Here is a 26,655-nt window from a genome sequence, read left to right as displayed (position 1 = left end):
GCCGAACGGCTGCCGACCACGTTCGACCGGTCCACCTGGAACGGGCAACACCTGTCATGTGCGGGGGCTGGGTGCGAGGAACACCCGGCACGTGCGGGGGCTGGGTGCGAGGAACACCCGGCACGTGCGGGGGCTGGGTGCGAGGAACACCCGGCACGTGCAGAGGCTAGGGTGCTCGGCTATGACCGAACCTTCCTACCTCAACACCACCCGGACTTCCTATGACACCGTCGCCGTCACCTACGCGGAACTCTTTCGCAACGCCCTCGACGGGCTGCCGTTGGAGCGTGGACTGCTCACCGCGTTCGCCGAACTGGTCCAGGCCGCAGGTGGAGGCCCAGTGGCCGACCTCGGTTGTGGCCCCGGCATGGGGACTGCCTTCCTGCACTCTCTCGGACTGGACGTCTCCGGCACGGATCTGTCGCCGACGATGATCGAGCTGGCCCGCAAGGAGTACCCGGACATCCGGTTCGACGAGGGTTCGATGACCGAGCTGGACCTGCCGGACGGAGGCCTCGCGGGCGCCGTCTCCTGGTACTCCATCATTCACACGCCGCCGGAGCGACTGCCGGTGGTGTTCGCCGAGTTCGACCGGGTACTGGCACCGGGCGGCTACCTGTTGCTCGCGTTCCAGGCGTCCCGCGAGGGGGCGTCGCACGCGGCTGAGCCGTTCGACCACAAGGTGACGTTGGCGTACCGGTGGCCGATCGACGGTGTGGCCGAGCTGGCGCGCGAGGCGGGGTTCGTCGAAGTGGCCCGGTTGTTGCGCGAGCGGGAGGAGACCGAGAGGTTCGAGGCCGGCCATCTGCTGGTCCGTAAACCGGCGAACCCCGAGAAAGCGTGAAATAGCGGTTTCCGCTGCCCGGGGCTACAGAACCGGTGGGCCGTTCTGCTGACCAACAAGCTGTACTACAGCAGGGACCGCAAACCCCTCTCTCGTATCCGCAGGGCCTTCTGCGCGCTCGCCTTCGATTGACCCGCTCCTCCTTTCGAGCTCCGATGGCCCCCGGCCCCCTGGGCCGAGAGCAACGACCGTGCGCTCGTCTCACCCTCGTGAGGAACACGCCCGCCGGGCAGGGCATTCAGCCTCCGGCTCACCATCGCCGACGCCTTGGACATCGAGGCCGAGACGGTTGGCTTTGAACGAGCCTTCTGGCCCCAGCAGGCGATCTGGGGCGTGCCGCGAACGAGTCTTTCGGCCCCGCGGAGCACTGAGGCAGTCGCATCGATCATGAGGCGTCCCGGCCCTGCCTCGACTATTCCCGGGGTCCCGGTCGGCCGACGAAAGATCCAACGGATATAGCCCTGACCTGCGAGAGCGTGACTACACTCCCTCTTCGTCGATCATAGGATTTCGACGTAGTCGGCAGCGATGTCGTCGAGCGCCCGGGTGTGGATCTTGAGGCAGGGGCGTTGGCGTGGCCGAAGCGGCGCTCCAGCTCAGCCCGGTTGCACTTGGAGGCCTCCGGCAACAAAGGCGGATCCAGCATCCCGCTTGAACACTTATTGGTTATGTTTGATTACTGAGGGTATCGATTGTTTGGTTGCGGTTGACGCTGTCCGGCATGCCGGGCCGGTGAATGCGGCGATGGAATGGAGATGCGGGCATGGCTTCTCTGACCCCAGACGGCTGGCGGGCCCGGGTCGACCCGTCGGCTTTCCCCCGCCGCGAGCCCGGGCCGATCAATGTGCAGCGCTACCAGTTCGTACCCGCCTATTCGGGTATAGCGACCTTCCTCGGGCTGCCGCTGTGTCTGACCCCTGAAGACCTACGAGCCGGAGGTGTCGAGGTTGCCATCGTGGGCGCCCCGGTTGACATGGGAACCGGACACCGGGGGGCGGCGTTCGGGCCCAGGGCGATCCGCGCGAGTGAGTGGGTCGTGGCACACACCCCGTCGATGCTGATGGACTCCGACACCAGGATCAACCCGTTCAACGAGCTCATCGTCGTGGACTACGGCGACGCTGCCGTCGATGCGATGAGCGTGGAGGACTCCATGGAGCCGATCCGCGGCATCGTGCGGGAGATAGCTGAGACCGGAGCCGTCCCCGTCGTCCTGGGCGGTGACCATTCCATTTTGTGGCCGGACGCCGCGGCCCTCGCTGATGTGTACGGCGCGGGCAAGGTGGGCGTGGTCCATTTCGACGCGCACGCCGACTGCGCTGAAAGCGTCAACGGTCACCTCGCCTCCCATGCCACCCCGATCCGGCGGCTCATCGAGGATGAGCACATTCCCGGCCGTAACTTCATCCAGGTGGGGTTGCGGTCGCTGATGCTGCCCGACGATGAGCTGCTGGCCTGGATGCGGGCCCGCGGCATGCGCTCGCATTTCATGGCCGAGATCGACCGGATTGGTTTTCCCGCCGTCCTGGACAAGGCCATCGCCGAAGCCCTGGACGGACCCGAATATCTCTACCTGTCCATCGACATCGATGTGCTCGACCCGGCCTTCGCCCCCGGCACGGCAACACCCGAGCCACCGGGCCTGACCACCCGCGAGCTACTGCCCGCCTTGCGCCGCATCTGCCATGAGACCCCGGTGGTCGGCATCGAGGTCGTCGAGGTGGCGCCCAACCTTGACCCTGGCAACACCACCGCGATGAACGCGCGCAAGGCGATCTTCGAATGCCTTACCGGCCTGGCCCTACGCAAAAAGGGCATCCCGGGACCCGCCTACCTGGACCCGATCGCCGCCGGCACCGCCGAGGACGCGGAGAGCCTCCAGGAGCGCCGACGAAACGGCTTGGATCCATCGCGAAGGTCGGCTTGTGGCGGCTGTCACGGCGTGGGCGCGGTCAGGCAGTCATGGAAGCCGGTCCGGAACCGGGACAACACCGCCAGGGACTCGACACGGGCAGCCTCGTTCAGCACCCTCATTCTCACGGCTCTGGTAGTGATCGTCAGCGTCTTCAGCAACGCACATGATCACGCCAAGGCCGTCTCGCTGTCCCGCGAACGACCAGACCTTCTCGCCTCAACAAACCGGCCGATGGCGGAGCCGTGTTGGTCTTGGGGCCACCGTTCGTCATCACGGGCGCGATAGGCGACGCACTCTTCCTTGGATGGCGAGATCGCAGGCCAGATGGGCACGGCGCAAGCCACGCGAGCGCAGATAGCGGAGATCCTCAGCGGTGTCGTACATGAGCTGGACATGGAAGTAATTCACATGCTCCAGCACCGCAAACAGCCCGAACCCCAGACCTGGCCAGCTTCCCGCCCCCGGATCGATCACCACCGCCCAGACGATGAACAACAATCCAGCGACCAGCACGACGACGTTACCCCTGCGGGCGACCACGAAGGCTCGAGTTCCTGGGAGAGACCTGTTTCGCGTGGCGATCTGGCGGAGTTTGGCGAACCAATACCCGGCTCCCTCCAGCAGGAGAAGCGCGAACAACGCGAAACCCACGCCGTTTCCCGCTGTCACCGGAAACCCCACCACGCCGAACCAGACCACCGCCTGCAGCGGGATGTTAAGCAACTCCAGCCAAACCAGCGACCGTAACCGTCGCTGAACCCAAGGGCGGGAACGATGATCCACCTGACGACTATGGCAGCCCTGCCTCCGACAGGGGAACCCTGGTCCCGCATGGAGACAGCCAGAGCCGCAATGCAGCAGGCCAGAGGTTAAAAGGCAAGCTCAGCGCCGGCTGGCCGCACCCGACGCCGCGTTTGTCCGTTGTCAGCGGTGTGTCCCCGCGGGCGTCCCGGACCCCGGCGGGCTGTCGAACCTGCGACGGCGGCGCTCACCGCTGGCATCACAGATTCGAGGGCGGCACGCAGAAGCGGCATCTCGGCCTTCAGAGAGGAGACCGGCAGGGCGCCTCGGCCTCCAGGGAGGACCGGCAGGGCTTCGGGCGGCAGGTCTCGAGGGCTGACGTCTCAGGAGGAGCGCCCCTGACAGAGCGACACGGCCCGCCCTGCCCTGGCCTCCACGGACCCCGCCTTACCTCGGCAGTAGGGTCACGCCTTACCTCGGCGGTAATCGACGGGCCGCGCCCGGACCCGAGATGCTTGCGACATGAGTAATGACACACGTGACATTGTGGAAGAACTGCTGCGCCGGATAGCCGAGGGCGATCACGACCGTACAGCGGAGTTGTTCGCCGAGCCGATCGACTGGCAGCTCGACTGGCCCGCCGAGGGGCATCCAGCGGTGCCGTGGATCCGCCCCCGGTCCAGCCGGACCGATGTGGCAGACCACTTCCGGTCGCTGGAGGCCCATCACGTGCCCGAACTGAACGGCACATCGGTGACGCGGATCCTGGTCGACGGGGCGCACGCCGTCGTGTTCGGAGAGATCGTGCAGACAGTGCGGGACGGCGGCACCGCGTACACCTCACCGTTCGCGCTGCACCTCACCGTCGAAGACGGGCTCGTCACCCTCTACCACATCTACGAGGACAGCCTTACGGTCGCACGGGCCCTCAGCGCTCAAGCATGATCGCGAAGGGGCTCCCCCATTCCGGCGGGAGCCCTTACGCGCCCCTCCGCCGCCACGAATTCGCGCCTGCCAGGTGCCCGATACTCCACGCCGACCAGCGGCGACGGCCTCCCCCGGCCGGAAACCGAACCCGGATCAGCGGGGCCCGCAACCGCGGCGGACCCGGCGGGAGCGGGCGTCGCGGAGCGCGGGCGCGCTCAGCCCACCCGGCGGGCGACGTACAGGATCCGGTCGTGCTCGTCCTCGTCGGCCGGCTCCCGCGCCGACGTCCCCACCAGCCCGTACGCGGCCACGACGCGCAGCCCGGCCCGCTCGGCCACCCGGCGCACCGTCCGGTCGGAGTGGTGCCGCTGCACGTGCCGCATCGACACCCGCTCCCAGCCCTCACCGGCCCGCTCGAACAGGTCGAACTGAGTGACCACGACCGCGTCTGCCTCGATCCGCGGAGACACCGCGAACCACGCCACATACCGGTCCCCCCGATCGGCGACCGCGGGGACGCCGAACGCGCGCCGGTAGTAGCCGATGGTGCTCAGGTCGAAGAGCAGCACCCCGTCCTCAACGAGCTGGTCACGCGCGGCCGCCAGCGCCCGCCGCAGCTGCTCCGCGCCGGTCAGGTACGCCATCGGCACGTCCACGCAGGCGACCACGTCGAAGCCGGCCAGCCCGGGCGGGGGCTCCTGCAGCCGTCCCACCAGGAACCGGATCCCCTCGGTCCCGGGCCGGCGCCGGGCCATCGCCACCATCGCCGGCGACAGGTCGTAGCCGGTCACCTCGAACCCCCGCTCGCGAAAGGCAACGCTGCTGCGGCCGGTCCCGCACCCGGCGTCCAGCAGCCGCCGCCCGCCCGGCCCGTACCGCTCCACCGCCTCCACGTAGCGCTCCACCAGCCCGGCGGTGTCCAGCCGCGCGTTCAGCTCGTCGTACCGGGCCGCGACGCTCTCGTACGCCGCCAGCGTCTCATCCACATGCGACATGCGCGCCTCCTGCGCGCGGCCGTCCCCCCGGCCGCGCACCGGGTCAGGGGCCGTGCCGGACCATCGGGCCCGGCACGGCCAGTGGGAGAAGACTTACCAGATGTGCCATGCCTGCCGGTTGACCCGGCGGCCGGTAACCCGGCGCAGCAGCTTCCTCATGGAATTCACCTCCTCTCCTGGTGACCACTGGTGGTCAGGGCCTGGTGGGGGGTCCGGCGCAGCTGGAACCGGGGAGGGGTGATGATGCCCTCGACCCGGGGACGCCCGTGGCCGCCGCGCACCTCCAGGCGCGCGCCGCCGGTCACGGCGGCGAGCAGGTCGGTGGCCAGGGTCTGGGCGACCGCGGCGCCGGCGCAGGTGAACGGGCCGCCACCGAAGGGCAGGTAGGGCCCGCGGGGGCCGGAGCCGTCCCACCGGTCAGGCCGGAACCGGGTGGCCTGTGGCCAGTGCCGGTCGTCGCGGTGCAACAGGTAGGCGCAGACCGACACGCTCTCCCCCGGCTCCAGCCATACGCCGCCGATCTCGTGGGCCCGGCGTACCGGGCGGCCCAGCAGCCACGCCACCGGCCACAATCGCAGCGACTCCCGTACGGCCGACTCCGCAGGCACGGCCGCCAGGTCGACGCCGTGGGCCGCGGCCGCCAGCAGCGCCCAGGCGACCACATGCCCCACCGGCGCCACCGAGGTCCGAAACAGCAGCAGGTACACCTGGGCGACCTGCGTGGCAGGCGTGTCGGGCGGGACGGCCCCGAGCACGGCGTCCAGCAGGTCGCCGGGCCGGCCGGACTGCGGGCCGGCCCGCCGGGCGACCACCTCGCCGGCGACCGCCCGCACCACGCGTGCCCACAGCGCCCGTCGCGCCAGGCCTGCCAGCCGGCCGCCGGAACGGATCAGGACATCGCGCGCCACCACCCGCTCCATCAGCTCCCGCAGCGCCGGCGGGCTGTCCGGGCTCAGCAGCGCATCGGCCATGAACCGGTGCGCGGCGACGCGCCCGGCCGACGGCCACTCGCTGACCTCCCCCAGCTCCGCCACGACGGCGGGCAGCCGCTCGCGGTGCGTGGCCAGGTGAGCGCGTAACGTCGTGCGCGCCGCCCGCCCGATCGCGACCTGCGTCGCCCGTGGCCCCAGCCGGCCGCCGCGGACGTGGAAGAAGCCGGACACCTCGTCGTAGCAGCCCTCCTCGTCGTGCAGCACCCGCAGGGCCTCCACCGGGTCGGCCACGCACAGCGACCCGTCATCGGGCAGCCGGAACACCGAACCCCGTTCGCGGGCCGCCCACTCGACGAACCCCAGCGGGTCCCGGCGGTACCACCGCGCGGCCCCGCCGGGCAGGCCCGGCGCATCCGCCCACGGCCGTCTCCCGTCGGGAGCGATCCGATCCGGTTCTCCTACCGTCGCCATCCCACCTGCCCCACGCCATCCGTGATCTCGGGTGTACGCGCAGGTGGTGCCGTCCGCGCGCGCTGCCAGGAGAGCGGCGTCGCCCGCCACCTCACCGGGCAGGCGACCGGGCCTCCAGGCCTGACCGGTGCGCGGCAACGGTGGAAAGGACGACACCAAACCAGGAACAGCGGAAGCTTATACCTTTAGGCCATTTTTACTGTTTATTAAGTGAACGATGGGACTATTGGGATTTTAATTACAGAATTGATGGAATGTAATGACTAGGGCATTCCGGCCACAGACCGAAGTATCGGGCCTTTCTTCTGATGATGAGCCTTTAGTCCCTTTTAAAATGATCTTGAACTCGGCCGGATGCCTTTACAATGTAGATCAATAACACGGGGCATCACCGCTCTCACCTGGCCACAGCGACGACGCCGGCCTCTTCGGCGGCGTCACCGTGGACACGGGCGCGGAACCGGCCAGGCTCGGCACCACAGGCCGGCGGCCGCGCGATCCGGGGCCGAGGCCCTAATCCGCGCAGAGCTGGGCGCACAGGGTCTCGCCGACCCACCGCTCCCAGCGCTCGCGCGGCCAGCCGCGCTCCTGCACGAACAGCAGATACAGCTCGGGGCTGAGCAGGCCGTACAGCAGATCGGCGGCCTCCTCCGCCGACACCCCCATCCGGGCGCCCGGCTTGCCGACCAGCACCCCGGCCGCCCCCTGCTGCACGACGTACCGCGGATCGACGTCGTGCGGCCACAGGGCGGCGACCTCGGGATCGCTCGCGACCGCCGCCTCCAGGACCCGGCCGATCGGCGCGACCCGCTCCAGAACCACGCTCGTGCCGGCGACGTAGGCGCACAGCATGTCCCGGGCGGTGCCGGCGGCCAGCGCGGCGGCGTACCACGGCCGGTCCATCGTGGCCACCGGCTCGTCGTCACCCGCGATCGTGACATCGACCAGCTCCTTCAGCAGGGCGCGCTTGTTGCCGAAGACGAAGTAGATCGTCTGTACCGCGACCCCGGCTCTGTCGGCGACGTCCTGGAGATTCGTCGCACCGTATCCGTCCTGCACGAACAGCTCCAGTGCCGCCGCGAGGATGCGCCGGCGCGTCTCCTGCGCCTTCTGCGCCCGCTTGCCCGTCCGCTTGACATCACTCATGGCTAGAGTCTATCTCTAGATGCGATCACTAGAAGTCAACTCTAGAGAACGGGTCCAACCATGTCGATCATCACCATCACCCGCTTCCAGGCCGATCCCGCCGACGCCGACGAGCTCCGGGCCCGGCACACCGCTCTGGTCTCGGCGACCAGGGCGGCGCTGCCCGGCCTCACCGAGGCGCGCCTCGGCCGGCTCGACGACGAGACGTGGGTGGGCATCTGGCGCTGGGATTCGGCCGCGAGCCTGCAGGCGGCCCGCCAGGCCGTACCCGGCAACGCCGAGGCGGCCGCGGCCTTCTCGCTGACCCGTGACTCCGCGGTGGAGGACATCGAGGTCCTGGACGAGCACTGATCCCCCCGTCCCGGCCCGCGGAAGGGGCCGGGACTCCCCCACAAGGAGATGACATGATCGAAATCGATGCGTTGACGAAGGTGTACGGCTCGGCGCAGATCCGAGCGGTCGACGAGGTGTCGCTGCGCATCCCCGCCGGATCGGTCTTCGGCTTCCTGGGTCCCAACGGCGCCGGCAAGACCACCACCATCAAGATGCTGGCCGGGCTGCTGACGCCCACCTCGGGCCAGGTCCGGCTGGGCGGCTTCGACGTGACCCGGCAGCGCTCGGCCGCGATGGCGCAGTTCGGCGCGGTGCTGGAAGGCTCGCGCAACGTCTACTGGAGCCTGTCGGCCTGGCAGAACCTGATGTACTTCGGCCGGCTCAAGGGTCTGCGCAAGGGCCAGGTCGCCGGGCGCGCCAAGGAGCTGCTGACCGATCTGGGCCTGTGGGAGCGGCGCGACGACAAGGTCGGCGGCTTCTCGCGCGGCATGCAGCAGAAGGTCGCGATCGCCGTCGCCCTGATCGCCGACCCGCCGATCGTGCTGCTGGACGAGCCGACGCTCGGCCTCGACGTCGAGGCCACGCGCACCGTCAAGAACTGGATCACCGAGCAGGCCCGCGAGCTAGGCACCACCATCCTGATCACCACGCACCAGCTCGATGTGGCCCAGGAGCTGTGTGACCGGGTGGCCGTCATGCGCCGGGGACGGCTCGTGGCCGACCTGCCCACGCGCGAGTTGCTGGCGGGCTTCCGCGAACGCGACAGGTACGAGATCCGCGTCGAAGGAGCGGCGCCACCCGGGTTCGACGGCGTCACCCGCGACGGCGTCACCACGATCAGCGTGCGGGTGAGCGATCCGGTCGAGGTGTACGACGTGGTCGGGCGCCTGCGCACGCAGGGGGTTGTCCTGGAGTCGCTGACCCAGGTGCAGCCCGATCTGGAGGATGTGTTCCTCACCCTGGTGAACGAGCCGTCCCATGCTGCTTAACGTCCTGGGTGCGGAGATCGGCAAGGGCCTGCGCGTTCAGCTGGCCCACCCGGCCGGACACGCCATCACGCTGCTGATCAGCACCATGATGTACCTCGGCCTGCAGTTCGTCCTGGGCCAGGGCGAGCTGCGGCAGGATCTGCTGCCGCAGACCCTGGTCGCGATCGGCGGCTACTGGTTCCTGCAGTACGCCGGCCTGGTGATGGTGGCCGACCTCATCGAGGAGAAACGCGCCGGCACCTTCGCCCAGGCGCAGATGACCCCGGCGCCGCCGTGGCTGCCGATGCTCGGCCGGCTGATCACCGCCTCGGTGTTCGGACTGGCCGTGGCGGTCGTCGCCTCCCTCGTCCCGATGCTGGTGGCCGGGATCGCGATTCCGCTGCGGTGGGCGGCGCTCCTGCCGGCCGTACTCCTGGGGGTGAACGTGCTGGCGTTCACGTTCCTGCTGGCGGCCCTCGCGCTGGTCTCCCCGATGGTCGGCGCGCTGCAGTCGCTGTTCACCTCGCTGATACTGCTGCTCAACGGCTCGTTCCTGCCGCTGGCCTTCTATCCGGACTGGCTGGCCGTACTGGCCAGAGTCCTGCCCACCACGCTGGGCATCGAGGCGATCACCCAGACGCTGTTCGGGGGCCGGAGCCTGGCCGAGGTCTGGAGCGCCGGCACTCTGCCCTGGCTGCTCGCCCACACCTTCGCGCTCACCGTCGTCAGCGGCCTGCTGTTCGTCCGCAACCACCGCCGAGCGCTGCAGGAGTCGTCATGACCTTCGCCCGCGGATTCGCCGCCGAGGTCCGCAAGGGCCTGCTCAACTTCGCCGCCGGATGGCGCGAAGCCCTCATCCAGATGATCACGTTCCCGCTGTTCTACCTGCTCATCGTGCTGTTCATGGGACGCGGCCAGCTACGTGCTGAACTGCTGCTGCCGGTGCTGCTCGGCATGGTGGCGCTGACCTTCATCCATGAGCAGGTCAACCGCGTGTTCTGGAGCTATCTGGGCGACATCCAGTCCGGTGTGCTGGAGCAGACCTACCTGACCCCCTTGCCCTCGGCCGCGAGCATCCTCGGCCGTCAGATGGCCGCCGCGATCTCGGCTCTGCCCACGGCGCTGGCCGTCCTGGCCACCGGCGCCACCGCCGTCACCCTCCAGGGCGGGCGGCCGCCCTTCGACGCGCAGGTGATCGTGCCGCTGGCCGCCATCGTGCTGGGCACCTGCGGGCTGGCTCTCATTCTGTGCGGACTGACGCTGGTGTTCAAGCGCATCGAGATCATCACGCAGCTGTCCGTGGCCGTCTACGCCATCGCCGGCGGCACCCTGGTCCCTCTGGCCGCCATGCCCGACCCGATCGCCTTCCTCAGCCGGCTGCTGGTCCCCATCGCACCCGGCATCGAGGCGATGCGCGACATCCTGCTCGGCGGCCACTCCCTGGCCACCCTCCCGACCGGCTGGGGCCTCGCGTGGCTGCTGGCCCAGCCGCTGCTCATCACGGCCGCCGGGGTGGTCGTGTTCAACCGGCTCGAACGCCTCGCCAAACGCCGCGGCACCCTCGGCCGCTACTAGGCGATGAACCTGAAGGAAAGAGAGCAACTGACGTGAACGTGTTCTTGTGGGTACTGCAGGCCGTCCTGGCCGTCGTCTTCGGTCTGGCCGGGATCATGCATTCCACCTGGCCCAAGGAGAGACTGCGCCCCATGCTGCCCTGGGTGGAGGACTTCACCCCCGCCCGGATCCGTCTGATCGGCATGGTCGAACTTCTCGGCGCCCTCGGCCTGTTCCTGCCCGCCGTCACCGGCATCGCCCCGATCCTCACCCCGCTGGCCGCCACCGGCCTGGCCGTCACCATGCTCGTCGCCGCCGTCACCCACACCCGCCGCAAAGAGCCGCCGGCCGTCGCCGTCAACGTGGTACTGCTCGCGCTGGCCGCGGTCATCGCCTGGGGCCGCTTCGGCCCTCACGCCTTCTGACGCCCCGCCCCCGCCCCGGCGCGAACATCCGGCCAAACACCGCGGCCACCTCGGCCGCTACCGAAAACCTGGAGATCACCATGACAACGGACACCGTGACCCTGCGACCAGTCGGCCAGGTCGTGGGCGGCCGGAGCGAGATGGTCGAGGACGACTGGCACGACGTCCGAGCCGTGATCCGGCTGGACGGCGAGTCCTTCACCGCCTCGGCGGTGCTCGGCCTGGAGCACTTCTCCCACCTGGAGGTCGTCTTCCTCTTCGACCGGATCGACCCGGCCACCGTGCACAGCCGGCCCCGCCCCCCGAGGGGGAACCCGGGCGCGGCGCCCGTGGGGGTCTTCGCCCACCGCGGGCCGTACCGGCCCAACCGCCTTGGCGTCTCCCGCTGCCGGCTGCTCGCCGTGGACGGCCTGAACCTGCACGTCGCCGACCTGGACGCGCTGTCAGGCTCGCCGATCCTGGATATCAAGCCGTACCTGGCCGAGTTCGCCCCCCGTCATCCGGTCATCCAACCGAGCTGGGCGACCGAACTCATGAGCCGCTATTACTGATACACGGTGCGCACCGAGGCCATCCGGCACCTGTCGCCGGCCGCACCGCCGGTCAGCGGCCGAAGGCCCCGGTTCAGGCTCGGCACTCCTCTCGCCGTCGCGTACCGGCTCGTCAGATCCAGCCCTCCTCCCAGGCACGGTGTGCGGCGGCGTGGCGGGAGCCGGCGCCGAGCTTGGCCATGGCTGCCGACAGGTAGTTCCGCACCGTGCCGGGGGCGAGGTGGACCTGCGCCGCGATCTCGTTGATCGAGGCGCCCGTCCGTGATGCGCGCAGCACCTCCAGCTCCCGTTCGGACAGCGGGCAGTCGTCCTCCGACAGCGCGGAGGCGGCGATGTCCGGGTCCACGTAGCGCCGGCCGGCGTCGACGTCGCGGATGATCTCGGCCAGCCGGGTGACGGGCGTGGTCTTGGGCACGAACCCGCTCACCCCCGCTGCCAGGGCACGGCGCAGCACGCCGGGCCGGGCGTGCCGGGTGACGAGGATGATCCGGGTGGGCAGCTCGGAACGGATCGCCTGCGCGGCACGCAGCCCGTCGGCGGGCGGCATCTCCAGGTCGAGCACGGCGATGTCCGGCCGCCGTTCGCGTGCCAGCCGCACCGCGTCCGTGGTGGTGGCCGCCTCGGCGACGACGTCCAGGTCATCCTCCAGCGCGAGCAGCGCCGCCAGGGCTCCTCTGATGAGGTCCTCGTCGTCGGCGATCAGCAACCGGATCACCGCGCACCCGCCTCGGCCGGGTAGGCGCGCGCATCGGAGGGCAGCGAGGCCACCACCTCGAACCTGTCACCGTCGCACCACCAGTCCAGCGTGCCGGTGACCCGCTCCAGCCGCTCGGCCAGGGAGCGCAGCCCGGTGCCGGTGCCCGTCCCCGCCCGGGACCGCTCGGCGTCGCCGTCGCCACCGCCCCCCAGCCGGATATGACCGCCCTCGACGCCGTCGTTGCCGACCCGGAGCCGGGCGCGACCGTCCTCGACGTCGTAGGCGATGTGTGCCCGGCGGGACCGGCTGTGGCGCAGCACGTTGGTGGTGGCCTCGCGCATCACCAGGCCCAGGACGTGGCGGGCGGGCTCCGGCAACGGGTCCGCCCCGGTGACCCGGCCATGGTCCACGGTCGTGTCGATGCCGGCGGCGGCCAGCACCTTCGCGGCGTTGGCGATCTCGTCCTCCAGGGTCGTGCGTCGATATCCCTGCACCACGGCACGAGTGTCGCGGAGCGCGTCGGCCGCCAACCGCCGCACCTCGCGCATCTCCGCGGCGGCCCGGACAGGGTCGGCCTCGGCGAGCCTCTCGGCCAGCTCGCTCTTGAGCGCGATCACCTGCAGGTGGTGTCCCTGGATGTCGTGCAGGTCGGCGGCGAACCGCAGCCGCTCGTCCTTTACCGCCAGCTCGGCGGCCAGGCGCCGCGCCCGGTCCAGCCGGTCGGCGACGTCCCAGGCCCACAGCATGCCCAGTGCCATCCAGGCGACGGAGGCGACCATGCCGGCCGGGAAGGCCCCCGCGAGGAGCCACTCCGTGTCCCCCGAGGCGAGGGCCACGGATCCGCCGAGCGCCGCCGCGACAACCACCGCGCCGGCGATGAGGGTGCGCCGGTGCGCCGGCCGCAGGAACGTCGCCGTGACCGACACCATCACCGCCGGGGCCACCGCCCACAGCCCGTCGTCGCGCAGAGCGAGCGGGACCGCGCCCAGCACGGCCGCCGCCAGGCCCCCCGCCACCGACCAGCCCACCGGTGGCCCGCCGGCCCCTTCACGCTCACCCGAGGCGCCGACCCGGTCCTGCGCGTCGCCGGGTGAGCGCGGCAGCCGGCGGCCGAGCAGTACGGCGACGGCCACGACCAGCACGGCCAGGGCCAGGCCGATGACGCCCCTGGCCCAGGGGGCCACGCCCTCGTCCATGGCCCAGGCCCTGACGAAGAGCACCAGGGAGACCGTGATGCTCCCGGTGAGGCTCCACCACGTGTAGCGGCGGAAACCGCTCAGTCCCGTCCCGCGCTCGCTCCGCCTGTCACGCACGCGGCCATTGTCCCCTGCGCGACCGGGGGTACGGAGCACCCCGATGACAAATGTCATGAGATTTCGTGACATGCCCATGCCGGGACGTGCCGTTTCGGCACTACTGGCAGCTCCCGCCCTCCCGCACTCTGGGTGTCGCATACCCCAAACCCGTACATCGGAGGAGCACGACATGAGAGCGAGAGCCGCCCACGGCCACGGCTGGTGGCCCTTCATCCGTCACTACCTGGAGATGCTCGCGGCGATGTTCGTCGGCATGGCGGTGCTCGCCGCCGCCGTACGCGCCGGCCTGGCGCTCGCGGGCCTGGAGTTCCCGGCACAGCCGGAGGTGGCCGCCCTGGAGATGGCCGTCGACATGTCCGCCGGGATGATCGTCTGGATGCGCTACCGGGGCCACGGCTGGGCCGCGACGCTGGAGATGGCCGGGTCGATGCTCGTCCCCGCACTCGCGCTGTTCCCGCTGCTGTGGACGGGCGTGATCTCGAGCGGCGCGCTGCTCCTGCTGGAGCACGTCGTGATGCTCCCGCTCATGCTCCTGGTGATGCTCCGCCGCCGCGACGAGTACGGAGGTCCCTCCCGTGTCTGAGATCCCTCCCGTGTCCGAGGTCACGCCGCTGTCCGAGGCCACGCCGCGCCGCTCCCGCTGGACGGCCGTACTGCGGCGATGGCCGGCCGCCCTGGCCGTCGGGCTGTTGGCGGCCAGGGCGGCCGGAGGCTCCTCTGCGGGTGACGTCGCCGCGCTCGCCGAGGTCCTCCTGCTGCTGCCCCTGCTCTACCTCGTGGTGGCCAAGATCCGGCGGCGGGAGGCGTCGTGGCCGGTGCTCCTGGTCTTCGTCGTCCTCTACCTGGTCCTGCGGGTGCTGGACGTGGTCGCCGTACCGGCCGTGTTCGCCGCCGTGGCGCTGGCCGTCATGGTGTGGGGCGCCGTCGCCGGTGACCTGCGCCGCTCGGGCGCGTTCCAGGTGCAGGCCCTGGGGATGATCGGGTTCGGGGCGCTGGCACTGGCCGCGCTGGTGGTGGAACCCGACCTGGGCCGCTATCTGGTGGCGGCGGGCTGGTTCCTGCACGGCCTCTGGGACTTCGTCCACCTCAGGAGGGACGCGGTCGTATCGCGCTCGTACGCGGAGTGGTGCGGCGTCCTCGACTTCCTCATCGCCGCGCAGCTCGTTTTCCTCGCATGAACGGCGCGCACGGGGCCGGCCCCGTGCGCGCCGGCTCGTGACCGGCCGACTCGTGACCGGCCGGCTCGCCCGCCTGTTCGCCTGGGACACCACCCCGGCCCTCTCCGCTCGCTCCCGAAGACGGCGCCCGCTGTCACCGGGAGGGGCGGGGCTGGTAGTGTCGGCGATCTCGGATCCGCAACCTCCCCCCGATCACCGGGGTGGCGCAAGATCTCCGCTTTCGCGTTGGAGGATCTCGCCATGGATGGAATCAAGCCGGTCACGAACGCATCGCACGCCCGTCTGCGCCTGCTGACCGCCGTCAGCGCCAGGAAGGACGCGGGCAGCAGTCCCACGGGGATCGTCGGGCGGAGCCTGGCGCGGCAGCTGCTGGACGCGGGGGATCGGGTGCGTGTTCTCGCCGAGCCCGGCCAGGTGGCCGGCTGGCCCGACGGGGCCGAGGTCGTCGAGGGGTCCATCACCCGGCCGCTGGAGTGCGCCGAGGTCTTCTCCGGCGTTGACGGCGTCTTTCTCGCCGGCGCCGTACCGACGACGGTGCGGGACGCGCTGGAGGTCGCCCGGGGTGCCGGTGTACGGCGGATCGTCGTGCTGTCCTCGCACGGGCCGGAGTACGAGGAGGCCTATCCGCCGGAGACGTGGTTCTGGCTGGCCGTCGAGCGGGCCGTCGAGCGCTCGGGGATGGAGTGGACGCACATCCGCCCGTCGGCGGTGATGGGGGCGGTGATCGAGGGCACCTATCCGGCCACGGGGTCGGACTGGCCGGACACGGTCAGGGGCGAGCGTGTCGTGCGGGAGGCCTTCCTGGACAGCGGCCACTATCCCTTCATCCACGAGGACGACCTCGCCGCCGTCGCGCTGGCGGCGCTGCGTGCCGATGGCTATGTGGGCGCCGTTCTCGAAGCGGTCGGACCGCCGATCAGCACCCGGTCGCGCGTGGCGAGCATCGCCGGAGCCATCGGCCGCGACCTCGCCGCCGTCGAGGTGACGCCCGACGACAGCCGCGCGAGCTGGCGGCGTCGCGGCTGGCCCGACAGCGGCATCGACGTGACGCTGTACGCCCTTGAGGAGTACGGCGCGCGGCTCGCCGAGCTCACCCGATGGACGCTCGACCAGCGGCCGGCCGTGCGCGAGATCATCGGCCGCCCGCTGCGCGGCTTCGACGACTGGGCGGTCGAGAACGCCCACCTGTTCCGCTGAGCGTCCGCCCTCCCCCGGAGGGAATATCACGAGAAGTCGCCCCCGGGCGGCCTGTGGCGTTGATGCCTGGCGGATACACGGCTGAGCGCGCACGGATACCCGGCGAATGCGGAGCGGAGGCAAGCGGCCTCCAGAGTGGCCACGGCGTCGCGAGGGCGGCGCGATCCCACCGCGAAGGAGTCCTCGATGCGTGTGCTGATATGCGGTCTGCTCGGCCTGGTGGTGCTGACCGGCTGCGGGGGGAACACACCCCCTGCGGCCACCGGCGGCGGTGCCTCGGTGGACAAGGCCCGCGAGCGGGAGAACGCCATCGCCACCTGCATGAAGCAGAAGGGCTTCTCCTACACCCCCTCGGTCAGCCGGCCCAAGAAGCCCGACGCGGGCACTGGCGACTACGCGGCGATGAAGGAGGCCCGCGGCAAGTACGGCTTCGGCGCCTTCTCCACCTTCGTCTACCCGAGGCCGGCCGACACGCAGGAGCCCGACCCCAACCAGGCGACGATCGACAACCTCCCCGACAACAAGCGGCAGGCCTATATCAAGACCATGAACGAGTGCCGGGTCGCCGCCCTCCGGCAGGTGAACGGCCTGAAGGTCACCTCGGTCGCCGACTATCAGGATCAGATGAGCACGGAGATCGAGAACATCGACAAGGAGCTCGACGGCGATCCCAAGCTCGTGGAGCTCGCCGCGTCCTTCGCCGAGTGCCTGACCTCCAGGGGCGAGCGGGTGACCTCCGCCAGGCCGCTCCAGTTGAGCAGCCGCGGCGCGGCGGTGTGGGGCGAGCAGGCCGAGCGGCTCGCCAAGAAGGGCGCCGTCACGGCGGAGGCGGCAAGGCCGTACCTCGCCAAGGAGATCAAGTCGGCGCTGGTCGACCTGGAGTGCGGCAAGGACTTCTACGCCGCCTTCGTTCCCCTGAGCACCCGGCTCACCAACGAGGCCCGGGTGAAGTACGGGTTCCAAGAGCGGTGACGCGCACTCCTCGCGGCACGCTGCTGCTGGTGCTGGCCGTGGTCGTGGTGGTGGCGGGGGCCGGCTGGGGGGTGAGCACCCTGCTGCGCTCCCCGGCCGACGAGGCGGCGGCGCGCAAGCCGCCCAGACCGTCGCTGGTCACCGCCACGGTCGAGCGGCGCAAGCTGGTCAGCACCATCGTGGTCAGCAGCACACTGGAGTACGGCTCGCCGTACCCGGTGTCGCTGGCCGGGGTGGTGGGCGGCGGCGACGCCACTCAGCGGGCCACCCGTGCTCCCCGGCCGGGCATGCTCACGGAGGGCGCGGTGGTGATGGAGGTGAACGGGCGCCCGGTGTTCGTCTTCTCCGGCAAGGTGCCGATGCACCGCGGCATCGTCCCCGGCACCAGGGGCGACGATGTCAGGCAGTTGCAGAAGGCGCTGCGCAGGCTCGGCCACCGCGCGCCCGTGACCGGAGTGTTCGACCAGGCGACCATCGCCGCGGTGTCGCGCTTCTACGCCAAGCGGGACTATGAGGCGCAGCAACCCACGTTGGAGCTGCGGCAGAAGCGTGACGACCTGCGCAGGGCCGTACGATCCGCGCAGGAAGTGCTCGCGACCGAGCGCAAGGCGCTTGACCAGGGCATGGACGTGCTCCCGCTGAAAGTCAGGCTCGCCAACGCCCGGCGGGATCTGGAGGAGGCCGGACAGGCGCTGGACAGCGCGCGGGCGCAGGAGCGCACCATCGAGGACGAGGCCGAGGTCGAGGCCGCCGAGAGCGCCGTACGAGCGGCCGAGGAGAAGCTGCTGGCCGCCGAGCAGGAGCTCGCCCAGGCCCGCACGACGCCCACCCCCGCGCCCACCCCCGCGCCCGGTCCCGGCGCCCCGGCCGGGCCGCCTGCCGACACCCGGCTGCTCGAACTCCGGGTCGCCAACGCCAGAGCGGATTCGGCCGCCGCCCGGTCGGCACTGGAGCGGGTGCTGGAGGAGGCCGGGGTCGCGCGGGACAGGCGGCTGGCCGAGCTGGGGAGGAGCGTCCGGCTGGCACGGGAGGCCGTCGCCGCCGCCGAGCAGACGCTCAGGCAGGCCAGGCAGCTCTCGCCCACCAAGCTGAAGGTGGCCAACGCCCAGCGTGACCTGGCCGCGGCACGGGCGCTGCTGGCCGAGTTCTCCCGGACCTACGGCCCCACCATCCCGCCGGGAGAGATCGTCTTCCTGCCCAGGCTGCCGGCCCGCCTGCACAAGGCGACCGTCAAGGCGGGCGAGCCGGCGGACAAGCCGATCGCCACGGTCACCAGCTCCACCTTCGTGGTCTCAGGCTCGGTGGACGCGGCTGAGGCCGAGCGGCTGAAGACGGGCCTGAACGCGACCATCGAGACCGAGGCCGGCAAGACCGTCCCCGGCACGGTGACCTCCCTCGGCGGACGCGACACGAAGGGCGCCGTGCCGGTGATGATCACTCCTGCCTCGATGAAGGGCCTCAAGAAGCTCGCCGGCGCCCCCGTCACCGCCCGCGTGACCATCGGCGCCACCGACCAGGAGGTGCTCGTGGTCCCCGCCGCGGCGGTCGTCACCGCCGCGGACGGCAGGGCCCGGGTGCAGGTGGAGATCGCGCCCGACCGGACCAAGGAGGTCGAGGTGCGCACCGGCCTGGCCGCCGACGGAGCCGTGGAGGTGACCGGCGACCTCAAGCCGGGTGACCTGGTGGTGATCAACAGTGCCTGAGCCGGTCATCCTGCTCGACGATCTGACCAAGGAGTTCCCCGCCGATCCTCCCGTCAGGGCGCTCTCCGCCATCAACCTGAAAGTCGAAAAATCAGACTATGTCGCCATAGTTGGCCCCTCGGGGTCCGGCAAGTCCACGCTGCTCAACATGCTCGGCCTGCTCGACCGGCCGACCAGCGGCGGCTACCGGCTCGACGGCATCGAGACCACCACGCTGAAGGACGGCGCGCGGACCACGGTGCGCGGCAGCCGTATCGGCTTCGTCTTCCAGTCCTTCCACCTGCTGCCGCACCGCAGCGTGCTGGAGAACGTCATGCTGGCCGAGGTCTACGGCGCGGGGCCGCGCACAGGGCGGCGGGAGCGCGCGATGCGGGCCCTGGAGCGGGTACGGCTGTCGCACCGGGTGGACTTCCCGCCCGGCAGGATGTCCGGCGGCGAGCGGCAGCGCGCCGCCATCGCCCGCGCCCTGATGGGCGAGCCGTCGCTGCTGCTGTGCGACGAACCCACCGGCAACCTCGACAGCAGGAACACCGGCGCCGTGCTCGACCTGTTCGACGAGCTGCGCGCCCAGGGCATGACCATCGTGGTCATCACCCATGAGAACGAGGTGAGCGACCGGGCCGGGCGCCGGGTGCGCATCACCGACGGCATCCTCACGGAGGGATAGATGTGCACCCGCGCGACCTGCTGAACGAGGCCATGGCGGGCCTGCTGGCCCGCCCGGTGCGCTCGGCGCTGACCACGCTGGGCACCGTACTGGGCATCACCACGCTCGTGGTCACTCTGGGCGTCGCCGCGACGGCGGGCAACCAGATCGTCGGCCGCTTCGACGAGCTGACCGCCACCTCCGTCACGGTCGAGGTCCCGGAGAACCCGTTCCCCCTGGTCGATTGGGCCGCCGTCAGCCGGGTGACCCGGCTGCGCGGGGTGATCTCCGCCGCCGCCCTCGCCGAGTCGGAACGGAGTGCCAACCTCAGCGTCCGCTCCAACGACATCGTGGACCCCACCCGGGTCACCGACCAGACGCTCACGGTCGTCGCCAGCAGCCCCGGCCTGCCCGCCGCGGTCAAAGGCAGAATGGTCGAGGGCCGCTACTTCGACGCCGGGCACATCTCCCGGGGGGACAAGGTCGTCGTGCTGGGCCTGCACGCGGCCAAGATGCTGGGCGTCACCCGGTTGGAACGGGCCCCGGCCATCTTCATCGGCACCCAGGCGTACACCGTCATCGGCGTGCTCGGCGACCTGAAACGCGAGAAGAGCCTCGCGAGCGCGGTCCTGCTGCCACCGGCCGTCGGCAGGCGCTACGGCCTGAGCACCGTGACCAGGGTCCTGGTCAACACCGGCCTCGGCGCCGCGGAACTGATCGCCGAGCAGGCGCCTGCCGCGCTCAGCCCCGGCAACGAGGCCCTCCTCCAGGTCATATCGCCGCCCAGCCCCACCAGAGCACGCGACGCGGTGGAAGGCGACGTCAACGCCCTCTTCCTGATCCTCGGGCTGGTCTCCCTGGTCGTCGGCGCGGTCGGCATCGCCAACGTCACCCTGGTGACCGTGATGGAGCGCGTCGCCGAGATCGGCCTGCGCCGCGCCCTGGGCGCCGCCCGCCGCCACGTCGCCGCGCAGTTCCTGCTGGAGTCCACCCTCACCGGGCTGACCGGCGGCATCATCGGTGCCTCCGCCGGGATCGTCGTGATCGTCGCGGTCTGCGCCGCCAAGCAGTGGACTCCGGTCCTGGATGTACGGCTGGCCGTCATGGCACCTGCCGCCGGCGCCGCCGTCGGGCTGCTCGCGGGCCTGTACCCGGCCCTGCGTGCCGCCCGCATGGAACCGGTCAACGCGCTTCGGTAGGAGGGGTGCATTCGGTCCGGCTTCCTGGACGCGGCGGACCTCCCCCGGCGGCCGGCGCGGCACGCGCCGTGGCAGATCGTGGCCGCCGGCGCGTCGAACAGCTCGTTCCGGCGACCGGCCGCGCATACTGATCGAACACGTATTCGATGCGGGATGTCCTCCCCGGCCCGCCGCTGGAAGGGGAGCGCCGGTGCCGGGGAGCGAGTTCGTCCATCTGCGCGTCGCCAGCGGGTTCTCCCTGCTGCATGGGGCCTCGCGGCCGCAGGCGCTGGTCGCCCGTGCCGGCGGGCTGGGCATGTCCGCGCTGGCGTTGACCGACCGTGACAGCCTGGCCGGCGCGGTCCGCTTCGCCACCGCGTGCCGTACGGCGGGAGTGCGGCCGGTGTTCGGCGCCGACCTGGCCGTCGAGGGCGCCCGCTCAGCGGCCGCGCCGCATCGCGACAGGCTCCGGGGCGAAGACGTCGGCCGGTGCCGGGTGACGTTCCTGGCGCGGGACGCCTCGGGGTGGAGCGCGCTGTGCCGGATGATCTCGGCGGCGCACGCCGCCGACCGCGACGAGCCGGTCCTGAGCCGGCAGGCGCTGGCCGCCCACGCCGGCCGGGGCGGTCTGGTGGTGCTGCTGGGCCCGGACTCCGACGTCGGCGGCGCGATCGTCGACCGGGACGCCGGGACGGCGCTCAAGCGGCTGCGCGCCTGGCAGGAAGGCATCGGTCGGGACGCGGTCCGGCTGGAGATCGTCTGTCACCTGTCCCCTGGCCCGGGGCCGGGTTCGCTTGTCCTGGCCGGGCGGATGCTGGCCTTCGCCGCCCGGCAGCGGCTCGTGCCGGTGCTGACCAACGCGGTGCGCTACGCCGAACGGTCCGGGGCGCGGGTGGGTGACGTGCTGGCGGCCTGCCGTCACCGGCTGCCGATCGGCCGGGCCCGCCATGCCAACGCCGAGGCCTACCTCAAATCCCCCGCCGAGATGACGCGGGTGGCCGAGCAGGTCGCCGCGGTCGCCGGTCTGCCTGCGGCAGCCGCCGGGCGCCTGCTGGCGTGCACGCTGGCCACCGCCCGGGCGTGCACGCTGGATCCGGTCGCCGACCTGGGGATCGGCGACCGGCGGGTGCACTTTCCCGAACCGTACCTGCTCGGCGCGGATCCCGCCGGGGCCGCCGACGGGGTGATGCGCGCCCGCTGCGAGGCAGGCCTGAACGCCCGCGGCATGGGCGCGGACCGGGTGGCGCTGCAGCGGCTGCAGGAGGAGCTGGCCGTGATCGCGCGGCTGGGATATGCCCCCTACTTCCTGACGGTCGCCGAGATCACCGACATGATCCGTGCGATGGGGGTACGGGTGGCCGCCCGCGGCTCGGCCGCGGGCAGCCTGGCCGTCTACGCCCTGGGCATCTCGGGGGTCGATCCGTTGCGGCACGGCCTGCTGATGGAGCGGTTCCTGTCGACGCGGCGTCGCAGCCTGCCCGACGTCGACCTGGACGTGGAGTCGGCACGCCGCCCGGAGGTGTATCGGGCGATCCTCGGCCGCTACGGGCCCGAGCGGGTCGCCGCGGTGTCGGCGGCCGCGACCTACCGGGTGCGCAGCGCCATCCGCGACGCCGGCGCCGCGCTCGGCGTGGACGCCGGTGAGATCGACGCCCTGGCCACGGCTTTTCCGCACATCCGGGCGCGGGACGCGCGCCGGGCGATGGCCGAGCTGCCGCAGCTGGCCGCGCGCGGCATCCGTCCTGACCGGCTGCGGCTGCTGTGGGACCTGGTGGAGGCCCTGGACGGGCTGCCCCGCCGTACGGCGATGCATCCGTGCGCGATCATCGTGTCGGATGCCACCCTGCTGGATCGCAGCCCCGTGCAGTCCGTGCCGGCCGGGGCGGAGGGCGGCCTGTCGATGAGCCAGTTCGACAAGGACGACGTCGAAGCGCTCGGACTGCTCAAACTCGACGTGCTGGGGGTGCGGATGCAGTCGGCGATCGCCCACGCGGTGGCCGAGATCGCCCGGGTGGAAGGCCACAGCGTCGCCATCGACGACCCGGCCCAGGTACCGCTGGACGATCCCGCGGCCTTCGCGCTGATCCGCTCGGCTGAGACGGTCGGCTGCTTCCAGATCGAGTCCCCCGGCCAGCGCGACCTGCTCAGCCGCCTGCGGCCGGAGAGCTTCGCCGATCTCATCATCGACATCTCGCTGTTCCGTCCGGGCCCGGTCGCGGCCGACATGATCACTCCGTTTCTCGCCGCCCGGCACGGCCGCGCCCCGGTGGACCTTCCGCATGCGGACCTGGCGCCGGTGCTGGCCGAGACCTGCGGCGTGGTCGTCTTCCACGAGCAGGTGATCCGGATCCTGGCCATCATGACCGGCTGCGACCCGGGTCAGGCCGACGAGGTGCGCCGGGCCTTGGCCGACGGCGGCGAGGCGGAGCGGGCGCGTACCTGGTTCACCGCCGTGGCCACCGATCGCGGCTACGACCCCGGCGTCGTCGAGCGCGTCTGGCGGACCCTGGCCGGCTTCGGCTCCTTCGGTTTCGCCAAAGCCCACGCGGCCGCCTTCGCCCTGCCCACCCTGCAGTCGGCGTGGCTGAAAGCCCACCATCCTGCCGCCTTCTACGCCGCCGTGCTCACCCATGATCCAGGCATGTATCCCAAGCGGCTGCTGCTGGCCGACGCCCGCCGCCACGGCGTCACGATCTTGCCGCTGGATGTCAACCACAGCGCCGGCCCGTACCGGATCGAACCCCTCCCCCGGGCCGGAGACACCGCCTGCGGCCGCTTCGGGGTACGGCTCGCGCTGGCCGACGTCAAAGGCATCACCGGCGCCGAAGTCGCCCGCATCGTCGCCGGCCGGCCGTACACCTCACTGGCCGACTGCTGGCAGCGCGCCCGCCCCAGCCTGCCGATCGCCGAACGCCTCGTGCTGGCCGGCGCGCTCGATGCCCTGCACGGCCTGTCCCACGGCCGCGGTCGCCGGGCCGGCAGCGGACTCACCCGCCGTGACCTGCTGATACAGGTCGGCGAGCTCCACCGGTGGACCTCCGCCAGTAGCCGCCGCCCGGCCCGGCGGGGCTCGGCGCGGCCGCCGGTCGAGACCGGCGACGGTACGGCGCAGCAGCTGCCCCTGGCTCTCGGCGCCGCCGAGACACCCCGCCGCAACGGCCTGCCCGACATGAGCGACGCCGACCTGGTCGCCGCCGAACTCGACATCCTCGGGCTGGACGCCAGCCGGCACCTCATCACCGACTACCACCCGCTGCTGCGCGCGCTCGCCGTCACCGCCTCCAGCAGGCTCCGGGGCTGCTCTGACGGCGCCCTCGTGCTGGTGGGCGGCGCGAAGGTGGCCATCGCCACCCCGCCCATCCGGTCCGGGCGCCGGATCATGTTCTGCAGCCTGGACGACGGCACCGGCATCACCGAGGTGACCTTCTTCGATCACACCCACGCCGCCTGCGCGGCCACCGCGGAAGACGGCCGCCTGCTGCTGGTGCGCGGCCGGATCCGCCGCAGCGGCCCGGACAGCGTGTCGGTCACCGCCACCGGCTGCTGGAACCTCGCCGGACTCCACACCCTCTGGCACGCCCGCGGCATCGACGCCGTCCACCGCCGCCTCGCCCAGGCCCCGGACCGGTGGCCTCTCCCCGCGGCGCCATCTTCGTCGTGTCGACGGTGAGGGTGTGCGCGACGGTGAGCTTGCCGTGCCGGTGCGGCGCCCCCGGCGTTCAGCACCGGTGACCCCACCGGCCCTCTACACGTCATCCCAGGCCATCGAGCTCATCCTCCAGCCCGCAGGCGTCCGGACGAACTGGGTGGTCTTGCGGCCGGAGCCCTCGAACCACTCGCCGTCGAGGAAACCGGACTTGCGGTATTCACTGAACCGGTGCGCGATCGACCCGAAAATCTCGGTCCGCTCGGCGACCTCCCATTCGGAGAACTCAGTCAGCGTCCCATCGGTGAGGATCTTCTTCCGGGGGGCGACGAACGTGTCGAGATCGTAGATCACGGGCTCGCCCCCGACATTCTTGATAATCATTCCTTGTGGAATGAACACCTCACGGACCACCTCGACGTTCGGCCGGCTGCCGCCGGTGTTGGTGAACGCGCCGAGGAAGGCGCGCATCAGCCGGTCGAGCTCGGTCTTGACGTCGGACACGGATGCTCCTCCTACGGGTGAAACGCTTCGTGCCTGATCGTCGCCTACCGCCGGAGGGGCTGGCAAGTCCGGCGTACGCGTTCCACCACGCGACCGCCGGCCACCCCCGGGCATGCCCCTTCAGTGGGCCACGGTGACCACGATCTTGCCGAACCGGGTGTCGGACTCCATGTGCTCGTGTGCCCGCACGATCTCCTCCAGCGGGAACAGGCGATCCACCACCGGGTGGAAGGCCCCGGCATGCAGGCCGGAGGCGACGAACGCCTCGGCCCGGCGCAGCCGCTGTGAGTCCTTCGCGATCTCCACCACCGTGTAAGTGCGCACGTTGAGGGCGGGCATGCCCAGGTCGAACCCCGGATACGGCGTCGGCTGCCCGCTCAGCGCCCCGTACAGGAAGAGGGTGCCGTCCGGGGCCACCGCCCTCGCCAGGTCGGTCACGCCCGGCCCGGCGACGGCGTCGAAGACGTACTCGACCCCCTTGCCTCCGGTCAGGGCCAGCAGCCTGGCCGGCACGTCCTCCTCGTCGGAGACGATCACTTCGGCCGCGCCCTCCTTGAGCAGCCGTTCCTTCTTGTCGCTGGTGCGGGTGATCGCGATCGGCGTGGCCCCCACCCGGTTGGCCGTGTGGATGGCGGCCAGGCCGACGCTGCTGGAGGCGGCGGTCAGCGCCACCACATCGCCCGCTCGCATCCCGCCCACTTCCACCAGCGCGCCGTATGCGGTGAGGTAGGGCATCCACACTGCGGCACCGGAGACCGCGTCCACCCCGTCGGGCCGGTGCAGGAGCGCGGCCGCGGGGACGATCGCCCGCTCGGCGTAGACGCCGTAGTCGTTCTGCGAGAAGAAGCCCGGCAGGACACTGACCGCCTGTCCCTCCTCGAACCCGGCCACCTCCGGGCCGACCGCCTCGATCACACCGGCACCCTCGGAGCCGAGCCTGGCGGGCAGTTGCTTGACCGGCTCGATGTACTGGCCGCTCCGGAACAGCGCCTCGGCCCTGTTGATCCCGATCGCGTCCACCCGGATCCGCACCTCGCCCGGTCCCGGCTCGCCTGTCTCCAGGTCGTCCAGCCGCATCACCTGGGGTCCGCCGATCTCGTGGAACCGCACAGTCCTTGCCATGCCGCCATCCTTCGCTCGCTGTGAATGCGATCTACTGTCACGCACAAGTACGACCAGTGTCAAACTTTGACGATTGTCGTACTATGGACCCATGGGACGTACGCCGCCACATCCAGAGGTGTCACAGTTCGACCTCCAGCAGGTGCTGGAGGCCCTCGTCGATCCGGTGCGCCGGAGCATCGTCACGCAGCTCGACGCCTCCGGCGAGGACATCAAGTGCGGCGCCTTCGACATGCCGGTCAGCAAGTCCACCGCCACCCACCACTTCAAGGTGCTGCGCGAGGCGGGCCTGCTCCGGCAGTACTACGTCGGGACCTCGCGGATGAACGCCCTCCGCCGCGCCGAGATGGACGAGGCGTTCCCCGGCCTGCTCGACGCCCTCACCACGCACCAGGACAAGAGGCACTGACTCCCGGCTCCGCGAAAGCCGCCACGCGCTCGCACGGAAGATCTTTGACGGCGAGGGCCGGCAGCCGCACCAGGGTCACCACGAAGGCGCGGAAGACCGGCTCCGCCCGCCCGGCCCTCGACGCCGCGGTGCCGTTCAACACCCGCCGCACGGGCGCCGCGATGGGAGGCGTGCCGATAATTGGCCATCTCGTGACCGGCGGCTCAGCGGGATGAGGTCGCCTCGCCGTACACCCCGCCTGCTACTCTATGCTACGAATTGGTTACGTTGCGTAGCAATAGGAGT

27 protein-coding genes are annotated in these 26,655 nt (G+C 71.1%); 19 read left to right on the top strand and 8 right to left on the bottom strand.

Features of this window, described 5'->3' with window-relative positions; genetic code table 11:
* Positions 1-181 precede the first annotated feature (181 nt).
* On the top strand, positions 182-844 hold the full coding sequence (locus SROS_RS21095; RefSeq protein ID WP_012890975.1) for a class I SAM-dependent methyltransferase: 663 nt from the start codon (positions 182-184) through the stop codon (positions 842-844).
* A gap of 763 nt (positions 845-1,607) precedes the next feature.
* Complete coding sequence (locus tag SROS_RS21090) at positions 1,608-3,044, top strand: agmatinase family protein (RefSeq protein ID WP_012890974.1); 1,437 nt, start codon at positions 1,608-1,610, stop codon at positions 3,042-3,044.
* Here SROS_RS21090 and SROS_RS21085 read toward each other — a convergent pair.
* Entirely contained in the window at positions 3,030-3,542 is a 513-nt protein-coding gene (locus SROS_RS21085; RefSeq protein ID WP_043652504.1) for a hypothetical protein, read from the bottom strand. The two genes, SROS_RS21090 and SROS_RS21085, sit on opposite strands and share 15 nt — an antisense overlap.
* A gap of 480 nt (positions 3,543-4,022) precedes the next feature.
* Here SROS_RS21085 and SROS_RS21080 point away from each other — a divergent pair, with 480 nt between their 5' ends.
* Positions 4,023-4,445, top strand: a complete 423-nt coding sequence (locus SROS_RS21080) for a nuclear transport factor 2 family protein (RefSeq protein ID WP_012890972.1) — start codon at positions 4,023-4,025, stop codon at positions 4,443-4,445.
* 197 nt (positions 4,446-4,642) lie between these two features.
* Here the strand turns inward: SROS_RS21080 and SROS_RS21075 are convergent, their stop codons facing one another.
* From SROS_RS21075 to SROS_RS21065, 3 genes are all read right to left on the bottom strand, one after another.
* Complete coding sequence (locus SROS_RS21075) at positions 4,643-5,422, bottom strand: class I SAM-dependent DNA methyltransferase (RefSeq protein WP_012890971.1); 780 nt, start codon at positions 5,420-5,422, stop codon at positions 4,643-4,645.
* A 164-nt stretch (positions 5,423-5,586) separates the two neighbouring features.
* Positions 5,587-6,825 carry a cytochrome P450 gene (locus SROS_RS21070; RefSeq protein ID WP_012890970.1) on the bottom strand — a complete coding sequence of 413 codons (1,239 nt, stop codon included), beginning with the start codon at positions 6,823-6,825 and terminating at the stop codon, positions 5,587-5,589.
* Positions 6,826-7,338: 513 nt separating this feature from the next.
* Positions 7,339-7,971, bottom strand: a complete 633-nt coding sequence (locus SROS_RS21065; RefSeq protein WP_012890969.1) for a TetR/AcrR family transcriptional regulator — start codon at positions 7,969-7,971, stop codon at positions 7,339-7,341.
* Positions 7,972-8,031: 60 nt separating this feature from the next.
* Here SROS_RS21065 and SROS_RS21060 point away from each other — a divergent pair, with 60 nt between their 5' ends.
* From SROS_RS21060 to SROS_RS21035, 6 genes are all read left to right on the top strand, one after another.
* Positions 8,032-8,322, top strand: a complete 291-nt coding sequence (locus SROS_RS21060; RefSeq protein WP_012890968.1) for an antibiotic biosynthesis monooxygenase — start codon at positions 8,032-8,034, stop codon at positions 8,320-8,322.
* Positions 8,323-8,375: 53 nt separating this feature from the next.
* A complete protein-coding gene (locus SROS_RS21055; RefSeq protein WP_012890967.1) occupies positions 8,376-9,293 on the top strand; it encodes an ABC transporter ATP-binding protein in 918 nt (305 codons plus the stop codon).
* The gene (locus SROS_RS21050; RefSeq protein ID WP_012890966.1) at positions 9,283-10,053 is read left to right on the top strand and encodes an ABC transporter permease; all 771 of its coding nucleotides are present in this window, start codon (positions 9,283-9,285) and stop codon (positions 10,051-10,053) included. Before SROS_RS21055 ends, SROS_RS21050 begins: the two co-directional genes overlap by 11 nt.
* Positions 10,050-10,847: an ABC transporter permease gene (locus SROS_RS21045; RefSeq protein WP_012890965.1), complete on the top strand. Its 798-nt coding sequence runs from the start codon at positions 10,050-10,052 to the stop codon at positions 10,845-10,847. Before SROS_RS21050 ends, SROS_RS21045 begins: the two co-directional genes overlap by 4 nt.
* 32 nt (positions 10,848-10,879) lie before the next feature.
* Positions 10,880-11,251: a DoxX family protein gene (locus SROS_RS21040; protein WP_012890964.1), complete on the top strand. Its 372-nt coding sequence runs from the start codon at positions 10,880-10,882 to the stop codon at positions 11,249-11,251.
* An 80-nt stretch (positions 11,252-11,331) separates the two neighbouring features.
* A complete protein-coding gene (locus SROS_RS21035; RefSeq protein WP_012890963.1) occupies positions 11,332-11,802 on the top strand; it encodes an SAM-dependent methyltransferase in 471 nt (156 codons plus the stop codon).
* Positions 11,803-11,914: 112 nt separating this feature from the next.
* Here SROS_RS21035 and SROS_RS21030 read toward each other — a convergent pair whose 3' ends face one another.
* Positions 11,915-12,517, bottom strand: coding sequence for a response regulator transcription factor (locus tag SROS_RS21030; RefSeq protein ID WP_012890962.1), 603 nt, complete (start codon positions 12,515-12,517; stop codon positions 11,915-11,917).
* A complete protein-coding gene (locus tag SROS_RS21025; protein WP_043652501.1) occupies positions 12,514-13,812 on the bottom strand; it encodes a sensor histidine kinase in 1,299 nt (432 codons plus the stop codon). The genes SROS_RS21030 and SROS_RS21025 overlap by 4 nt, the downstream gene beginning before the upstream one ends.
* Positions 13,813-13,984: 172 nt before the next feature.
* Between SROS_RS21025 and SROS_RS21020 the strand changes: the two genes are divergently transcribed.
* The 8 genes from SROS_RS21020 (at position 13,985) to SROS_RS20985 (ending at position 24,359) form a co-directional block, all read left to right on the top strand.
* On the top strand, positions 13,985-14,398 hold the full coding sequence (locus SROS_RS21020; protein ID WP_012890960.1) for a hypothetical protein: 414 nt from the start codon (positions 13,985-13,987) through the stop codon (positions 14,396-14,398).
* Positions 14,391-14,993, top strand: coding sequence for a hypothetical protein (locus tag SROS_RS21015; protein WP_012890959.1), 603 nt, complete (start codon positions 14,391-14,393; stop codon positions 14,991-14,993). Before SROS_RS21020 ends, SROS_RS21015 begins: the two co-directional genes overlap by 8 nt.
* Positions 14,994-15,233: 240 nt before the next feature.
* Complete coding sequence (locus tag SROS_RS21010; protein ID WP_012890958.1) at positions 15,234-16,190, top strand: SDR family oxidoreductase; 957 nt, start codon at positions 15,234-15,236, stop codon at positions 16,188-16,190.
* A gap of 186 nt (positions 16,191-16,376) precedes the next feature.
* Entirely contained in the window at positions 16,377-17,162 is a 786-nt protein-coding gene (locus SROS_RS53050) for a hypothetical protein (RefSeq protein ID WP_012890957.1), read from the top strand.
* Positions 17,159-18,865 (top strand): peptidoglycan-binding protein, encoded by a 1,707-nt coding sequence (locus SROS_RS46080; protein ID WP_012890956.1) that lies wholly within the window; start codon positions 17,159-17,161, stop codon positions 18,863-18,865. The genes SROS_RS53050 and SROS_RS46080 overlap by 4 nt, the downstream gene beginning before the upstream one ends.
* Positions 18,858-19,532, top strand: a complete 675-nt coding sequence (locus SROS_RS20995) for an ABC transporter ATP-binding protein (RefSeq protein WP_012890955.1) — start codon at positions 18,858-18,860, stop codon at positions 19,530-19,532. Before SROS_RS46080 ends, SROS_RS20995 begins: the two co-directional genes overlap by 8 nt.
* 2 nt (positions 19,533-19,534) lie before the next feature.
* Positions 19,535-20,710: an ABC transporter permease gene (locus tag SROS_RS20990; protein WP_012890954.1), complete on the top strand. Its 1,176-nt coding sequence runs from the start codon at positions 19,535-19,537 to the stop codon at positions 20,708-20,710.
* Between the two features lie 190 nt (positions 20,711-20,900).
* Entirely contained in the window at positions 20,901-24,359 is a 3,459-nt protein-coding gene (locus tag SROS_RS20985; protein ID WP_012890953.1) for a DNA polymerase III subunit alpha, read from the top strand.
* Positions 24,360-24,434: 75 nt separating this feature from the next.
* Here SROS_RS20985 and SROS_RS20980 read toward each other — a convergent pair whose 3' ends face one another.
* Positions 24,435-24,839: a hypothetical protein gene (locus SROS_RS20980; RefSeq protein ID WP_012890952.1), complete on the bottom strand. Its 405-nt coding sequence runs from the start codon at positions 24,837-24,839 to the stop codon at positions 24,435-24,437.
* A gap of 120 nt (positions 24,840-24,959) precedes the next feature.
* Positions 24,960-25,961 carry a zinc-dependent alcohol dehydrogenase family protein gene (locus SROS_RS20975; protein WP_012890951.1) on the bottom strand — a complete coding sequence of 334 codons (1,002 nt, stop codon included), beginning with the start codon at positions 25,959-25,961 and terminating at the stop codon, positions 24,960-24,962.
* Between the two features lie 91 nt (positions 25,962-26,052).
* Between SROS_RS20975 and SROS_RS20970 the strand changes: the two genes are divergently transcribed.
* Together SROS_RS20970 and SROS_RS51040 are read left to right on the top strand one after the other, a co-directional pair.
* Entirely contained in the window at positions 26,053-26,370 is a 318-nt protein-coding gene (locus SROS_RS20970) for an ArsR/SmtB family transcription factor (RefSeq protein ID WP_012890950.1), read from the top strand.
* A gap of 44 nt (positions 26,371-26,414) precedes the next feature.
* Positions 26,415-26,585, top strand: a complete 171-nt coding sequence (locus tag SROS_RS51040; protein ID WP_169369326.1) for a hypothetical protein — start codon at positions 26,415-26,417, stop codon at positions 26,583-26,585.
* Positions 26,586-26,655: the final 70 nt, after the last annotated feature.

The sequence above is a fragment of the Streptosporangium roseum DSM 43021 genome, assembly GCF_000024865.1.
In the GTDB taxonomy this organism is placed as follows: domain Bacteria; phylum Actinomycetota; class Actinomycetes; order Streptosporangiales; family Streptosporangiaceae; genus Streptosporangium; species Streptosporangium roseum.
The sequence above is the reverse complement of the archived record's forward strand: the minus strand, read 5'-3'. Positions and strand labels throughout refer to the sequence as shown.

Coding starts and splice junctions, on each gene's coding strand:
- SROS_RS21070 (WP_012890970.1), bottom strand. CDS start 6,825: ATGGCGACGGTAGGAGAACCGGATCGGATCGCTCCCGACGGGAGACGG.
- SROS_RS21060 (WP_012890968.1), top strand. CDS start 8,032: ATGTCGATCATCACCATCACCCGCTTCCAGGCCGATCCCGCCGACGCC.
- SROS_RS21075 (WP_012890971.1), bottom strand. CDS start 5,422: ATGTCGCATGTGGATGAGACGCTGGCGGCGTACGAGAGCGTCGCGGCC.
- SROS_RS21045 (WP_012890965.1), top strand. CDS start 10,050: ATGACCTTCGCCCGCGGATTCGCCGCCGAGGTCCGCAAGGGCCTGCTC.
- SROS_RS20975 (WP_012890951.1), bottom strand. CDS start 25,961: ATGGCAAGGACTGTGCGGTTCCACGAGATCGGCGGACCCCAGGTGATG.
- SROS_RS21090 (WP_012890974.1), top strand. CDS start 1,608: ATGGCTTCTCTGACCCCAGACGGCTGGCGGGCCCGGGTCGACCCGTCG.
- SROS_RS21050 (WP_012890966.1), top strand. CDS start 9,283: ATGCTGCTTAACGTCCTGGGTGCGGAGATCGGCAAGGGCCTGCGCGTT.
- SROS_RS53050 (WP_012890957.1), top strand. CDS start 16,377: ATGCGTGTGCTGATATGCGGTCTGCTCGGCCTGGTGGTGCTGACCGGC.
- SROS_RS20970 (WP_012890950.1), top strand. CDS start 26,053: ATGGGACGTACGCCGCCACATCCAGAGGTGTCACAGTTCGACCTCCAG.
- SROS_RS21055 (WP_012890967.1), top strand. CDS start 8,376: ATGATCGAAATCGATGCGTTGACGAAGGTGTACGGCTCGGCGCAGATC.
- SROS_RS21080 (WP_012890972.1), top strand. CDS start 4,023: ATGAGTAATGACACACGTGACATTGTGGAAGAACTGCTGCGCCGGATA.
- SROS_RS21010 (WP_012890958.1), top strand. CDS start 15,234: ATGGATGGAATCAAGCCGGTCACGAACGCATCGCACGCCCGTCTGCGC.
- SROS_RS21020 (WP_012890960.1), top strand. CDS start 13,985: ATGAGAGCGAGAGCCGCCCACGGCCACGGCTGGTGGCCCTTCATCCGT.
- SROS_RS21095 (WP_012890975.1), top strand. CDS start 182: ATGACCGAACCTTCCTACCTCAACACCACCCGGACTTCCTATGACACC.
- SROS_RS21035 (WP_012890963.1), top strand. CDS start 11,332: ATGACAACGGACACCGTGACCCTGCGACCAGTCGGCCAGGTCGTGGGC.
- SROS_RS21065 (WP_012890969.1), bottom strand. CDS start 7,971: ATGAGTGATGTCAAGCGGACGGGCAAGCGGGCGCAGAAGGCGCAGGAG.